Raw genomic sequence first — 13,832 nt, 5'->3', positions numbered from 1 at the left:
CGGTATATAAACGACGGGCAGATTTGCTAACAAGCCTTCACCATGTCCACTCGGTGTTTTCAACTTCATTCGGTGTTCCTAATCCGGAAACCACGCCCCCGGCATCATTATCAATATCCCACCCCCGGGCACCCGTTGACTTTAATATCAATATGCCATCGCCCGCCTGAACATTAATCGGTTCAGCGGCAACCACATAGGCAGACCCACCCGCTGAAACAATTTTTAAATTATAAAATGCATCACCGCCATCAATCGGTGATTTTGTCGAAAAAATATCCGGGGCGCCCGTATCTGCGCCAGCGGCAGCAGCGCCCGCATAGGTACCATTAGTAGTATAATAACGTTCCATCGCTTGAGACAAACCTTGTAGCGTAGCCTGCGCTTCGGCTCGCCGCGCATTACGCACACTGTCCCGATAAGACGGAAAACTTATGGCGGCTAAAATGGCGACAATAGCCACCACAATCATCAACTCGATCAGGGTAAATCCTTTTTGACCGTTCATTAAAACTCCTTGTTATAGCAAATTAGAGCATTTTATGTTGTTTTGTACTGCTTAAAATAGATATCTTATTTAACGCAATTGTTGTTCTGCGCATTCCAGTTATTACCGGCTCTATTCTTATCTGCGTCTAACGAGCGCAAACAGAATAGATCATATTAATCCCCTGCCTATTCGCGGGTATGTTCAAACCAGGAGAGTCGTCCACCATTACTACTTTCCCCCGAGTGAATGTCTCGCGCCTCCAATGCACCTGTGCTGCCGACCGTATATTGCACATCACCCAAGATAGCTGGCGCAGAGGGAAGACCGTCATCAAAAACCTCTCCTATGTAACCTATGTCACCATCATCAATACTCTTATCACCATTGGCGTCAAAAACACCGAAGGTGGGTGCCAGTCCGGTTCCTAAATCCAATGACATTAACCAGCCTTTACCACCAGACGAACATTGGTCTCCACTGGGGATGACAGTATTAAAGAATAAGACATTATTGCGGATAAGTGACTCGGCAATGACACGTTCGCCCTGCGCGCTGGGAGTCGCCGAGGAGTCAAGCAGATCTAAATACCATCCGGAATTAGAAGTCCAGTCACTGCCGCTGATAGTGCGTAAACCCGCGTTAGTCACTAACTCGCGGGAAGCTAAATCGCTGCGTGTTAGACTGCTTGCACCAGCATCCAAGACACTGTAGTAACTCATTTCATCCCTATTGGTGGTGACATCGGTGGCTTCCAGGTATTTTCCTGTACCAAAAAACACTAAAAGATCAGGATCACCTTGTGATGTATTCGGGTTTGTTGACAGGATCGGCGCCGAGGTGATCGGTTGAGCATTGCCACTGCTATCGGTCGCAGTAAAGAGGGGGGCAGGTGGAGCGCCATTTGCATTACTCGTTAGATAAGCCACTTCCCATTCCTTGTTCTTTTTAGTGGGATCATCCGAGGTGACGTCAAATGCCCACATATTACCTTGTAAATCACCGGCATAGATACGGTCCGCCACCCCATCTCCGTCAATATCAACCACACGCGGCGTTGATAATCCGTTGGATGTAGCATCACTCGTATCTATTTTAATGTAATCCCCCGTATCCCAGGTACCATCCAGGCCCTCTTCGATAAAGATAATAAACAGTTTGGCCTTACCGTCGCCGCTATTATAACCATTACCAACAATCACCGCCCATTTTCCATTAGCCATCATGGCCACGGTTGGCTTGCTGTAGGTGTAACCCAAATCGGGATCATCAGCACTGCTGAATTCCCATAATACGTCCTGTGCAGCAAAGTTTTCAGGATCGCTGACATCCAGCGCAAACAGACCTTTACCGCCAGCGCGTAATCCGCCAATCAAAAGGGTACGCCAGCCTCTAGTGGTTAAAAATCCTTTTTTGCCGATATAAACATCACTGATGGTCGGCGTTAGATCAACATAAAATTGGTGCGCATAATTTTGTTCGGCCAGATAATGTAATCCGGCTTGTTCAGCATCGGAAGCAATACTTCCCGGTATATAAGCGAACTGTTCTTTACCCGCATTAGTGCCCGAGAGCGACGCATTAAATCCGTGCAGCATGCCATCGTTAGCGCCCACATATACCATAGGTGTGCGCGCCGCATTGTCGGTTTTAAAAGTGGAATAGTCTTTGTCCGCCGCACCAAACATATTGTTGCTGCCATAATCTGGCCAGCTTAAATATGGCGCACCCACATACATTGCCGTTGAATTGACTATATCACCCAGTCGACTGCTACGAGTGCGATAGTTCGTTGCACCTGTCCCCTCATTACTTCGATCGCCGCGGAGGTAGTTGATCAGCAGATCTACATCAGCGTCGGCAGCGCCTGCCGGGCCGGCATTGAGATCATCTCGCTGCTCAGTACTCAAATTAGTACGGGTGAAATCACCACCCAAAGAATAATTCTGGTTATAAGTAAATATATTTCTATCGGTATAATCCATTTCATCAAGCTTGGTCGCAGCGTTCCAAGCTTGTGCTTCTACCACACCGGTGCCAGACAATGGATAGGCCTGCAGGCTGCCTCTCCAACCTGCAGTATTAAAGTTTGCTGTGTACAGTCCACTGTCAGCGGTAAGCTGACTAGTATTAAATGACACCGACGCCAGGGTGCCTACTTTGTTAAAGATACTATTGGATGCGCTGCGAAATGCGCTCACCAAACCCGCACTGTCTGCTGCACCAGTAAAAGTACCGCCGCCGTTTGCAGCCGCATTTACCATCAAAGTACTATTGACTACGTCGGCATCGGCAAAACCGATAACATGGGTTATCACATTGTTTTTTATCTGCTTAGTACCATTCTTGAGATCCGGACGTAAATCAATATCAAACATCGCAAGCGCCACATCATCTAATATCTCTCCGGTGCCATTATCATAGTCCCTTAAATAGCTACTCACGTTGCTATCGTTTGTCGGGACACCATCTGTCATTGCCACCACAAAATTCTGCTGGCACCAGTATTGAGTCACTTCAGAGGGGGCTGTTACGCCTGATTTATATGCAAGACTATTTGTAAATACCCCATTTGTTGGGACACTTGTCCCATTCCCATCTGCATCGGGATGAATTACCAATGAAGAGGCTGCTGGATAACCTAAGGTAAAGTAACGCCCCATGTCAGCCAACGATTCCCCTAGCGGAGTCATACCATCGTTGCTTATACCGGTGATTGCTGCTGTTAGATTGCTCTTAATAGTACTCAGGTCGTCAATATTTTCCAGAATCCGCGCACCATCGCTGCCGTTGTATTTTGCAAGGCCAATACGAATATCCCCTAACTCATCGAGTAAATTAATGGAAGCTTTTTTGGTTATTTCCATACGGGTAAAAGTCCCCGTTTTCTTACCGTCAGCAAAACCGTTCGTTTCGCTATCAAAATACCAGTTTAAATAATGACCTGTATAAGATGCATCTAAGTAACCCGAAGGAGATGTACCGCCATTAGCGTAGAGGCGGGCATTATAAAGCTTGCCATTATCGAAACAAGCTTCTGCAGATCCGTTGCCAAATGCTGTACCACCCACTGTCGCATCACCATTACTCTCAATTTCAATATCGATTCGGCTACCGTTACCTAAGCCATCCTCACAGGTATAAGAATAAGTGTCAGCATTATAGGGAGAATCCGGGACAATATTGCTCATCGACCCGGAGCTATCCAATAGCAGCATCATATTCGGTGCCACGGCAGCGGCTGTTATTAAGGGGGTTGATGAAAGGTTCAATTCGGCGGCTAAGGCAAGAGGAGCGCAAAAGAGGCTCGCAGCCACTATCTCGCTGAGCAATGTTTTTGTGAATATTCTGTTCATTGTGACCTTCCTTTGCCTAAGTTATCAATGCTTAAGTTATCAATGCCTAGGTTATAAATACCTAAGCTATAAAGACCTAAGTTATAAACGCTTTCCATAATATATCTCAACGATACGCTCACTATTACCATTAGCACCCAAGGAGCGGGAGACAACTTTAAAAATATTTAGATTACCCCCGCCCGTTGTTGTGCCGTATCCGGTTATATTAACCGCACCTAAATCATCATCCGACAGGTTTTGTATCCCCAGATATTCGATATAATAGCTTGCTTCCAACTGCCCGGAAACACTGGTTGTCGCGACTCGGGTTTTACTGTCCGCCCAGATGCTTGGATCAAAGAGATCTGCCGGGCCCTTCTCCTGCGTATACAATCCACCATTGCCCGTATCATTAAATCCGTTGATGGTGACCAGTGTTTCAATATAATGTTCAGCATCTCTAAGACCCGACTCAGCTATTTCCTGCGAGATATGTGAATCACGCACCGCCGCAGTCATTTTTTCCTGTACTACTCCGGATTGAGTGACTGAGAGCACCAAAAAGGTTAAGACCAGTAAAATAACTATACTTATCACCAAAACGGCACCTGACTGTTTTTTAATTTTCATCTTGTGCACCTTATTGTAATGTACGATTGCGTATATTCGAGGTGACTGTATAGGTTCTGGCTAAGGGGGCATTTCCTGAACCACTGCTGCTTTCTGCAACAATGCTAAAACGAATGGAGCGCACTGCAGTCATATTTACGCTAGAAGCCTCGGAAAATGTGCCTGTATCTTCACCATATTCCAGCTGTAAGTCAGTAACGCCTCGCACCAGCTCATTAGCCACGCCATTATCACTACTGAACAATGAATAACTACCGGCTAAATTCTGGCCAATAAAATAAGTTTTAACGTAGGGAGTCATCAGTAGTGAACTGCTGGAATAACTGCGCGAGAGTTTTCCGTGTGCATTATTCACCGAATTAGCAATATTTATGGTACCGCTATTATGGACTACAGTGTCGTTGTTGCCGTTATTGTTGGTAACTGAAATCACATCAGCTCCCCCACAATCCCCAATCATGATGATCGTGCCCGGGGGAATATATCCCTCGGAGTTGATTTTGATCTGCGAAGATGAAGCGGGCGCATAGGGAGGAACAATCTTTATATTGGCGATAGCACTGGCACCGCGTAGGGTTAGTGTGTCGGTTGCCTCTTTGACAGGAATGTCCGCGATTTCTATGCCTGAGTCGACGTTATTTTCTCCGGCAATGCCACTTGACCCTGTCGGAATTTGCGTGGCCAATACATAATCATCATCACTGGTATCTAAATTATTAGTTATCAAACTAGTATCACGCAGACAACCCCAATAATCCGCGCCACGGATATCGCGGATCAGCAGTTCAGTTGCCATGCGGCCATTCTCCTGCACGCGGGAAAAGGCATTTTGTAAATTAACCCCCTCTACATTGGCGGTAAATATTTTCAGTACAGCAAACATGACCAGCAAGCCAAGCGGTATGGAGATCATCAGTTCTATTAATGTAAACCCGCGTTGCTGTATTAAACGGCAATTTTTTATTGTAGCCATATCCCTATATTCCTAAATAGATCCTTTAATCTCAAATGCAACTTCCTGTATTAACATCCTTATTCCTGCTAATTTTACTGCTGCCGTTAAATTTTTAAAGCTGAATGGAAAGGGTAAACTCAACGCTATCCACATTACCGCCTGCACTATCACGCTGCTGCTCCTGCCAGGCGATTTTGATATCATAGACATTGCCGTTTTTGGTAACCGTGCCGATACCTGAAGGTAATCCTCCTATATTGAAATTTTTAGCTTCTTCCGTTAATCCTAATTCTCCAACATAGTAACCTTGTTTAATTTGCTGATTCCATTGGTAGCCATCAAGCTGAGCAATCTGTGCAACAGTACACGAGGGGGGACAGCCAGGAGGATCATTCACTATAGCGGTGATTGAATCATAATTACCGGCGGAGACTGCAGTTTGATTGGAACGCATGCGTTCTGCCATATCATAGGCATAGACTGTCGCCAGTGTGCGAAATTGTGAGTTATTAATATTTTTAAGGCTAACCATCTGCAGAAATGCTAACCCGAGCAAACCAATTCCCAGAATTAACACTGCGATCAACACCTCGAGCAGTGAACTACCTTGCTGATTTCGCGTCATTAATCGTTTCTGTCTGTTGGTTTGATTATGTTTATACACAAGTCACCTTCTCAGCAAAGATTGTCCCTGATATTAATATAGAAATTGTTTGCCCCTTTTCTCCGCTGCGATTGTCGCAGATAGTCAATTGATCCGCATTATCAACCGCTCCGGTGGCCTGAAAGACAAAACTTGTTATAGTGTTAGCACTGACCAAGGTGTTTTCTCTGCTTAAGGGCTCCCATAAACGTAACTCTTCACCTGGGTCCATTGTGTCGTCAGCATCTGCATCCACCCACACGACAAGACCACTAGCCCAAGTACCATTTCGTTGCCCTAAATGGACGGTATTACCACGTTTAACAGCTTCCATACGGGCATAATTAAATGCCCCAAGCACCTCGTTGGAGCTTGAAACTATCCGACTATTGTCAATCATATCCTTAAAGCTGGGGATGCCAATAAATAATAAGGTTAAAAATATAGACACTGTCACCAGCAACTCGATCAGAGTGAAGCCCGTTTTTTTCATATTAAACTCATAAGTTTGTTCAATCCCTAAACAATATTGCATTTATATCATTAACTCTTATTTATAATTCATCAGAATTTTATCTATTTTCCCGACGTAATACTTGAGTACTTCATTGATAGCGGTGCAATCATTCTGTAATTAACAGATGACTATAAAACAATTTTTTTACAATTTTTTTATAATTTCCTGTTGAGGATAAAGCGCTTCCTAAATATTTCCTAATTTCATATTCACATTTCTGTGGAACTGATATCTACATCACAACAACTGACTAACCCGGATCAGCTAGAAGGGTCAAAGTAATAACAATTCCACTAATTAGGTACAGGAGATAGATGTAAAAAAGAGATGATTCGAAGAACAATAGTGATCGCAGTTCAACAACGCATAATGCAGCGCAGTGTGTTTTTCACGCTTTAGTAAAAATAAGAGACTCAAGTACTACACTAGATTTTACGAAATCCAGATACCGTTCGTAGCGCCCTTTTTCCAGTTTTACCTGCAGTCCTTAAATAGTGGCCAGCTTGTCAATAGTGCCGTTAACCGTAAGAGATATACTAAATATGCCGTGAAACCCAGACTGCAAGAAGATTGAGCAAGTGAGTTTCGATTATAACGAAGAAGGCCGTTACATTGATAGATACTAGACTTAGAAACTGCAATAGCCACACTGATATTGGTTTTACAATTTAGTTTGATTTTATCTTCAATGCGCAGTGCATTAACAGTGGCAATGTCGTTATTTTCTGAAAACGCCTTAATCAGCTCATAAGCCTTAAGTAGACGCCCCATCACGAGAGCTTCCATGATAAAACGACAGATGTTCATTGCACTACGTTGCACTTACCCAACGGTCAAGGTGCCATTCTCTATAGATTCAAGCGTGTTGTCTGCCACCGGATCGTTCATTTTAGCCCACCAGTCGGTGATCACAATCCCAGCCCTCCCCCAATCACCACGTAAAATAGTGGTGTTGAGATCGTAATTAGAGGCGGCCAATACCCGTTAATAGCGTTATATGATGTCATAATGATTGACGTATGGCCCTCTTTAGTGGTCATTTCAAAGGCTTTAAGGTGAATTTCGCGTAGCGCGCGCTGTGACATTACCCTGTCAACATCGACTCGCACGGTCTCTTGGTCAATGGCAGAAAAGTCCTTAATGGTGCCGGATACGCCAGCTTTTTCAAAGCCGCGGGTTTGTGCCGCAGTCATAATTCCGGTAATTAACGGATCTTCAGAGAAATACTCGAAGTTTCTGCCATTAAGCGGATGATGGTGAATATTGATACCCGGTCCTAATAAAGTGTCAATCTGATTAGCACCAAGCTCTTGCCCTACAAGATACAATAACTGCTCATCAAGCTCACTGTTCCAGTACCGTACAGATAGTCACTTGCATGGCTTTATGGTCAGTGTCCATGAGTATTTCCAGAAGGACCGTCTGCCGCCACGGGACTAACTCATAGGTTGCCTGATAAAGACCATTCCCCTCTAGCAGGCCAGTTTTAGTCGCTCAAACGCTTTAATCGGCGCCAGTGCTTCAGTGAGTTGTTCTATTACTAATAGCTGATCCAGTTGTAACGTTGTACTGATACACTGCGCGTGGCGAACGCTAGCGCCGACATAAAGTTAATAACAACCCGGTTCAATAACGTAGCAATTACGGTGTCCTGTTACTCCACTGTCATCATAGGAGCCAGTGTTTTAAGTGTGATACAAAGGAGAACAATTTCATATTCACCTGGATTAAGTATATTGGATTTAACAAAGCCGGCTAATACACGTGTTGATTTACCAAGACGGCCTTACGGCGCCTCAACATAAATTTGGATAACCTCTTTACTACTAAATTTCGATCCGATGGTTTCCTCTTTAATATCAAAATGCAGGAGTTGGTTAATGCCAATACCCTGTACTAAGTGTGAAACCAGTTAGCGGCTAAACTCAGTATATGAAAGACCCGCCCGAACCCATACTGGACGGCTTGCGAGTTAAAAGTCTCAAAATAACGGTATCCAAGATAAATATCTTCAATGTATAGATTATAATCTTTGCAGCCAAAATTAGCGGATGATGGATAGTCAGAAAGCTGATAAGCGATAGTTTTACTCAGACAAACGCTGGGTGAGATAGCGCCGCAAAGAATATCAGTTAACGTGTGACCGCTTTGCATACCGGCTGCCCGGCTATAGAGGACGGCTTGAATAGATTGTTTATTTTTTATCGACTCCAGCCAGTACATATCCATAATATTGGTCACATTAAGAACAATAATAATCTGGTCAAAATAGGTGTTAACTTTTTCGATCATTAGCATTTCAACATCGGTCAGACGATAACTACCCGCCGCATCTGCACAGTCCTGATCTTCACCTGCGGTGCGGCCGATAAAAAAATAACGCTTTATCTGAGTTAGTAGCAGCCTGTTTAATGAACTCGTCGGCAAATGGATGCTATACAATCCACTGTTCACCGATTGTTACAAGCGCTTCATTAATTTCAATCGCAGGATTGGCACGAAGTCCTTGTAATGCGTTGACCGCATAAGGCACATTAACAGCAGCACCAAACCCAGTACCACTGCGATAAGTATCTATTTGACAACAACCAAAAAGAGAAATATTTTCCCCTTTTTTTGATAGGTAGTGTCGCGTTTTTGTTTTCCAGAAGTAAGATACCTTCGTCAGCAACTTGACGGCTGACAGGGGACAATGTATTTCTAGGCGATCCTAATTCTTTCGGTTTTCATAGGTAAGTATCCAATTCGTTAAAAAGATGAGCCAAATTCAATGTATAAAAATTAAATGTCAATCTGAATAAAAAGGTATATAAAACCATTCAGATCGATATGTTAAGTGTTTGATATTCAAATATTTGTTTTTAGTATAATTGTCCAATCTTTTCTTCTATAGTCATCCTGTCAGCAGGCCAGCAACGCTTTCTGTCATTGAGTATGTTTATATATCATATTCATCTTTACACTTTGTTTGCTAACACCAGCATTTAGAAAATATTTTAGAGGGTATAGAGCACTTTTGTGGTTAATTATCGCCTTATTGCAATACTGTACCGTCAAAGTTAGCTTATTTTTTGATTGTTATCTTGTTTTACAGTTAGGGAAAATACTCTTTTTAATCAAAGTTAATATATTAAAAATGCTGACTATGCTACCAGAAGTCCGGGTAAATTTAGCCACAGATGTGGCGTTTTGTAAACTGCTTGGGGGCACTCAGCAAACTATAAAACAATAACTCGCCCCGTTGCGATAACAGACTATCCTCTGACAATAATAAACAAAATCATATTGAAGAAAATATCGGATTAATTCAGTGATCATATTAAGATCGAGAAACAAACAGATCCAACGGCAGAGTTGGTACGTATGTTAAGCTTAACAATCATTTAAGTCTTTGAGGTTTGTCATGCTAACGATTTTTTACGACGGAAACTGCCCGCTCTGTTCAACGGAAATGCAGGCATTACGCCGTTATGACCTGCACAATAACATTCAGCTGGAGGATATTCACCAAAGCGATTTTGAGCAGAAATTTCCCGATATAAACAAACGCAAGGCCACTGAGATACTGCATGGAAAATTGAATGGCGTTACACTGCTCGGACTCGATGTGACCTGTCATGCATGGCGACTGGTGGGTAAAAAACCCTGGCTTGCGGTGCTGCGTTTTCCTATTATCAAACCCTTTGCCGATTGGTGCTACCTGTTATTTGCAAAACACCGAATACGTATTTCAAGCCTATTAATGGGGGAAAAAAGCTGTAAAAATGGCCAGTGTGAAATAAAATCAGCGCATAACTCACCGGGAAAAAACAATGACCGAGATTAAACGTTGCGCCCTTGTTATCGGCGCAAGCAGTGCCATTGCAAAAGCTCTGATTGATAAGCTGCTATTAGATGATGAACTTGTGGTTTATGCGATTAGCCGCAGTTTTCCGGCGCACTTTGAGCAGCGTTTGCTTAATCAAAAAAGATTAAAGCAAATTGAATGCACGTATAGCCCGGAACAGATAAAGGCGATTATTGAGAACATAAAAGCGACTTGTCTTCCCTGTGCGCAGGTTTTTGTGTGCAACGGCATTTTACACGACAGCTCATTTTTACCGGAGAAAAAAATAGAGCAATTTTCTGTCGATATATTTGAAAAGGTGATGCACGTGAATGTTGTGGTTCCGAGCCTGTGGTTGCAACAATTAATTACCTTACTTAAGCACCCGCTGCCCTGCACCGTTGTGGTCTTCAGTGCGCGGGTGGGCAGTATTAGCGACAATCGTGCCGGTGGCTGGTACAGTTATCGGGCGTCCAAAGCAGCGCTTAATATGTTCGTAAAAACCGCTGCCATTGAATATGCCAGACGCGCTAAAAACGTCCGCTTGATAGTCTTTCATCCCGGCACCACTGATACAAAATTATCCCAACCTTTCCAGTCTAATGTGGCGCCGGAAAAATTATTTAAGCCTGAGTTTGTGGCTACTCAGCTTTTATCTTTAATTAAACCATTTGCCTTAGAAAATTACGCTTCCGACCAGCAAGCCTGTTTTATTGACTGGCAGGGCAAAACAATTGATTGGTAAGTGCATTGGCAAGTGTATGGGTAAGCTCATAAGTAAATTCATAGGTAAGTTAAATCTTCCCTATCTCATTCACAGAGACCATCTTTTAAATGGGCCTATGAACTGTCAATCAGACAAACATGAACGCTTTATATAGTCTGATAAATTTTAGCGAAATAAACAGGTCTACTAAGCATTTAGTAACGAACTGCAACTTACGATAAAAATTTCCGGGACTACCATGAGAGTGACTTGGATGAACTTTTTAACGAGCAAATATAGACTACTTTTGGTGCTAATAATGACAAACATAAACCACAGTCTGGCCGAAGAGCTCGACTTTAACAGCAAACAATTTATTGACGGATGGGTGATAGTGAATGACTCCGTGATGGGCGGGATTTCACAGAGTAAAATATCAGTCGATAACAACATACTCAGCTTTAGCGGCAAACTTTCATTTGCAAATAACGGCGGTTTTGCTTCAGCCCGATATATTCTCATTAAACCAATAGCAGCAAAAGATAAAGTATCTATGACTTTCAAAGGGGATGATCGTCGCTATCAGTTACGTTTACGAACGGATACGGGAACAGGCGCGATTGCCTACAAGGTTGAGTTTAATGCGCCGGCAAACAACTGGAACAGTTTGATTTTTAAAGAAGAAGAATTTATTCCTACCTATAGAGGAACAACCGTTGACGATGCGCCGCCATTAAAATTGGCGGACGTTAAACAAATTAGCATTCTGCTTGCAGATAAACAGCCGCAAGCTTTCAGGTTAGATATCAGTCAGATTGGCTTTTTATAAATATACCAAAATTAATGCTTTTTAAGAAAGGGTGTTTTACGCTGCTGATTGCAGATTTGAGAATGGCTTAGAGTTAGCAGATTAATAACGGAAGGATGTATGCACAGTCTTCCGTTATTGTGATGTTTATAAACAGAGTGATATTAATACTCTGTGATTAAGTGGATTAATTTATTATCAGATAAATACGCCTGATCGAATTGCTCAAGCTTGTTATAGCGGATCATGGCACGCAGCCCGTCGATATATTCTTGTCCCCGCTCGGAATATTTATCCAGAGTTCCCGCCAATTTTATGCCGGTAACCGCTTTATCGTCGGCGCGCAGTTCACTGCGTAACGTACGTAATTTCTGATATGAGCTGTTGCTGTTAATGTTAAGCATATAAGCTTCAACCGAAGCAAGCGGACTATCAAAACGCGCAACGCCATAGTCACCCAGCTCTTCCCGGTGAGCCCGAGGTTTCATGCCGTTACCGGTAAAATCCCACTGTCCAAAGAAAGCGTTACCTTCCTGTGTGAAACGCGAGGTCGCCCAACCACTCTCTTCGGCCGCTTGTGCGAGTGCTAATGACGGGGGTAAAACATCAACACGGGTCAGTAATGCTGCGCGTTTATCTTCATTCAACTCGTCGCTCTGCTCTTCAATAACGCGATATTTAAGGGCGATTTTTTTAAGTTTGCTTGCATCCAGCGGACTGCTTTTAACAACTTCCCGTTCACGTAAAATATTTTCATTAGAAACTAATGCCAGTGGTGTCATGAGACGGAAAAATATCATTTTTTTAGTTTCTACGGGCAGTTTTTTTGATCCCTCAGCCCAATGTTTGCCGACTCCTTCAAAGGTAATACGCGGCACTTCGCGGCTGCCTTTATCCCAATTTTCATCGTTGTATTGGTATTTATCAAATAAAGTATTCAAATCATCAAGGGAAGTGATACTGACCTCAACAGGGTTTGCCATCAGTTTTTCACTTTTGCTGGTACCACTGTTCATTACATAGGAACAGGCACCTATCAGAAAGCAGCTGCTCAGTACAACAGCTGTATAACGGGCAGAAAAGAGTTTTTTCATGGGCAGAGTTCCTAAGAGTAAAATAGCCATAAATATATTAATAGGGCTAATTTATTAAGCAGCCTGGCTGTTAATTGATCGCGCCAAGCTGTTTTTTGTTGTGCTAAAGAGGAGGCATTTTAACATATTTCTAACTACAGAGATGCAATTTTTACCTTGATGACATGTTCCGTTTATTTTTTATGAAAACTGTATAATCTTTTAATCATCAAAGAGTTAAATTCTTATATAAATAAAGAGGCTAGTAAAACGGGATTTAGATCTGCTCTTCCAAATAAGCAGAAAAAAGAACCAAGAAAAAACGCCCCATCAAGCGTTAATTGAATTCGGTGTAACTGAGATTTTTAAACTTATTTTGAAAGTTCGGCTTTGTTTTTTTGTGAGCGGCCGATTCTATAACAATCAATAATCGCAACTAACCAAGTAATCAGCAGTATGGTGGTCATTAGATCTGTACTCAGAAAACCATCGGCTGAGGGCTGTTGTGATACTAATTCGCTAATCGTAGTTATATCTGCGGCGACTTCACCACGTTGAATTTTATCAACGATCAACATTGCATTTTCGAGTGCTTTAGCAACCAACAGATAAGTGATGGTAAAGGCCGTTGTGGCCAATATCGCCGCAGAAATATAGCGCTTGAATAACAGATGCCCCACACCGGGAAAAATAAAAGCAGATAATAGCGCTGCTTTGATTGGCTTGTTCATTAACGACCCTTTCCTTTCTATAACAACAGGATCCAAGAGTAACATATTATAAAGGACTGACCGTTTATGATTGTGCATAAAAAACTATGTAAACAAAATTGGCCTCTATCTGAAATAA

General features: G+C 42.8%; 14 protein-coding genes. 3 read left to right on the top strand and 11 right to left on the bottom strand.

Translation table 11 applies throughout. From position 1 onward, the window contains the following. Positions 1–37 precede the first annotated feature (37 nt). From ACJAZP_RS00430 to ACJAZP_RS00390, 9 genes are all read right to left on the bottom strand, one after another. Positions 38–508, bottom strand: a complete 471-nt coding sequence (locus tag ACJAZP_RS00430; RefSeq protein ID WP_415228753.1) for a type IV pilin protein — start codon at positions 506–508, stop codon at positions 38–40. A gap of 167 nt (positions 509–675) precedes the next feature. Beyond that, positions 676–3,843: a pilus assembly protein gene (locus tag ACJAZP_RS00425; protein WP_415228752.1), complete on the bottom strand. Its 3,168-nt coding sequence runs from the start codon at positions 3,841–3,843 to the stop codon at positions 676–678. A gap of 81 nt (positions 3,844–3,924) precedes the next feature. Beyond that, positions 3,925–4,455: a PilX N-terminal domain-containing pilus assembly protein gene (locus ACJAZP_RS00420; protein WP_415228751.1), complete on the bottom strand. Its 531-nt coding sequence runs from the start codon at positions 4,453–4,455 to the stop codon at positions 3,925–3,927. 10 nt (positions 4,456–4,465) lie between these two features. Next, positions 4,466–5,428, bottom strand: a complete 963-nt coding sequence (locus ACJAZP_RS00415) for a prepilin-type N-terminal cleavage/methylation domain-containing protein (protein WP_415228750.1) — start codon at positions 5,426–5,428, stop codon at positions 4,466–4,468. 94 nt (positions 5,429–5,522) lie between these two features. Continuing rightward, the gene (pilV, locus tag ACJAZP_RS00410; RefSeq protein ID WP_415228749.1) at positions 5,523–6,074 is read right to left on the bottom strand and encodes a type IV pilus modification protein PilV; all 552 of its coding nucleotides are present in this window, start codon (positions 6,072–6,074) and stop codon (positions 5,523–5,525) included. Further along, a complete protein-coding gene (locus ACJAZP_RS00405) occupies positions 6,067–6,546 on the bottom strand; it encodes a GspH/FimT family pseudopilin (RefSeq protein WP_415228748.1) in 480 nt (159 codons plus the stop codon). The genes pilV and ACJAZP_RS00405 overlap by 8 nt, the downstream gene beginning before the upstream one ends. A gap of 932 nt (positions 6,547–7,478) precedes the next feature. Continuing rightward, positions 7,479–7,898 (bottom strand): glycoside hydrolase family 3 N-terminal domain-containing protein, encoded by a 420-nt coding sequence (locus ACJAZP_RS00400; RefSeq protein WP_415228747.1) that lies wholly within the window; start codon positions 7,896–7,898, stop codon positions 7,479–7,481. A 568-nt stretch (positions 7,899–8,466) separates the two neighbouring features. Beyond that, a complete protein-coding gene (locus ACJAZP_RS00395) occupies positions 8,467–8,997 on the bottom strand; it encodes a glycoside hydrolase family 3 C-terminal domain-containing protein (RefSeq protein WP_415228746.1) in 531 nt (176 codons plus the stop codon). A gap of 7 nt (positions 8,998–9,004) precedes the next feature. Continuing rightward, positions 9,005–9,241 carry a hypothetical protein gene (locus ACJAZP_RS00390; RefSeq protein ID WP_415228745.1) on the bottom strand — a complete coding sequence of 79 codons (237 nt, stop codon included), beginning with the start codon at positions 9,239–9,241 and terminating at the stop codon, positions 9,005–9,007. 732 nt (positions 9,242–9,973) lie between these two features. On the opposite strand from ACJAZP_RS00390, the gene ACJAZP_RS00385 reads away from it, so the two are divergent. The 3 genes from ACJAZP_RS00385 to ACJAZP_RS00375 all read left to right on the top strand — a co-directional run bounded on the left by ACJAZP_RS00385 (position 9,974) and on the right by ACJAZP_RS00375 (position 11,931). Next, positions 9,974–10,396, top strand: coding sequence for a thiol-disulfide oxidoreductase DCC family protein (locus tag ACJAZP_RS00385; RefSeq protein ID WP_415228744.1), 423 nt, complete (start codon positions 9,974–9,976; stop codon positions 10,394–10,396). Next, complete coding sequence (locus ACJAZP_RS00380; RefSeq protein ID WP_415228743.1) at positions 10,383–11,141, top strand: SDR family NAD(P)-dependent oxidoreductase; 759 nt, start codon at positions 10,383–10,385, stop codon at positions 11,139–11,141. The genes ACJAZP_RS00385 and ACJAZP_RS00380 overlap by 14 nt, the downstream gene beginning before the upstream one ends. A gap of 280 nt (positions 11,142–11,421) precedes the next feature. Next, positions 11,422–11,931 (top strand): CIA30 family protein, encoded by a 510-nt coding sequence (locus ACJAZP_RS00375; RefSeq protein ID WP_415228742.1) that lies wholly within the window; start codon positions 11,422–11,424, stop codon positions 11,929–11,931. 143 nt (positions 11,932–12,074) lie between these two features. Here ACJAZP_RS00375 and ACJAZP_RS00370 read toward each other — a convergent pair whose 3' ends face one another. Together ACJAZP_RS00370 and ACJAZP_RS00365 are read right to left on the bottom strand one after the other, a co-directional pair. Next, positions 12,075–13,004 (bottom strand): glucosaminidase domain-containing protein, encoded by a 930-nt coding sequence (locus tag ACJAZP_RS00370; protein ID WP_415228741.1) that lies wholly within the window; start codon positions 13,002–13,004, stop codon positions 12,075–12,077. A 350-nt stretch (positions 13,005–13,354) separates the two neighbouring features. Then, a complete protein-coding gene (locus ACJAZP_RS00365; RefSeq protein WP_415228740.1) occupies positions 13,355–13,714 on the bottom strand; it encodes a hypothetical protein in 360 nt (119 codons plus the stop codon). Positions 13,715–13,832 lie beyond the last annotated feature (118 nt).

Source organism: Psychromonas sp., from assembly GCF_047632955.1.
Taxonomy (GTDB): domain Bacteria; phylum Pseudomonadota; class Gammaproteobacteria; order Enterobacterales; family Psychromonadaceae; genus Psychromonas.
The sequence above is the reverse complement of the archived record's forward strand: the minus strand, read 5'-3'. Positions and strand labels throughout refer to the sequence as shown.

Excerpts from the sequence above, each read along its gene's own strand:
- ACJAZP_RS00430 (WP_415228753.1), bottom strand. The coding sequence starts at position 508 with ATGAACGGTCAAAAAGGATTTACCCTGATCGAGTTGATGATTGTGGTG.
- ACJAZP_RS00425 (WP_415228752.1), bottom strand. The coding sequence starts at position 3,843 with ATGAACAGAATATTCACAAAAACATTGCTCAGCGAGATAGTGGCTGCG.
- ACJAZP_RS00420 (WP_415228751.1), bottom strand. The coding sequence starts at position 4,455 with ATGAAAATTAAAAAACAGTCAGGTGCCGTTTTGGTGATAAGTATAGTT.
- ACJAZP_RS00415 (WP_415228750.1), bottom strand. The coding sequence starts at position 5,428 with ATGGCTACAATAAAAAATTGCCGTTTAATACAGCAACGCGGGTTTACA.
- ACJAZP_RS00405 (WP_415228748.1), bottom strand. The coding sequence starts at position 6,546 with ATGAAAAAAACGGGCTTCACTCTGATCGAGTTGCTGGTGACAGTGTCT.
- ACJAZP_RS00385 (WP_415228744.1), top strand. The coding sequence starts at position 9,974 with ATGCTAACGATTTTTTACGACGGAAACTGCCCGCTCTGTTCAACGGAA.
- ACJAZP_RS00380 (WP_415228743.1), top strand. The coding sequence starts at position 10,383 with ATGACCGAGATTAAACGTTGCGCCCTTGTTATCGGCGCAAGCAGTGCC.
- ACJAZP_RS00375 (WP_415228742.1), top strand. The coding sequence starts at position 11,422 with ATGACAAACATAAACCACAGTCTGGCCGAAGAGCTCGACTTTAACAGC.
- ACJAZP_RS00370 (WP_415228741.1), bottom strand. The coding sequence starts at position 13,004 with ATGAAAAAACTCTTTTCTGCCCGTTATACAGCTGTTGTACTGAGCAGC.
- ACJAZP_RS00365 (WP_415228740.1), bottom strand. The coding sequence starts at position 13,714 with ATGAACAAGCCAATCAAAGCAGCGCTATTATCTGCTTTTATTTTTCCC.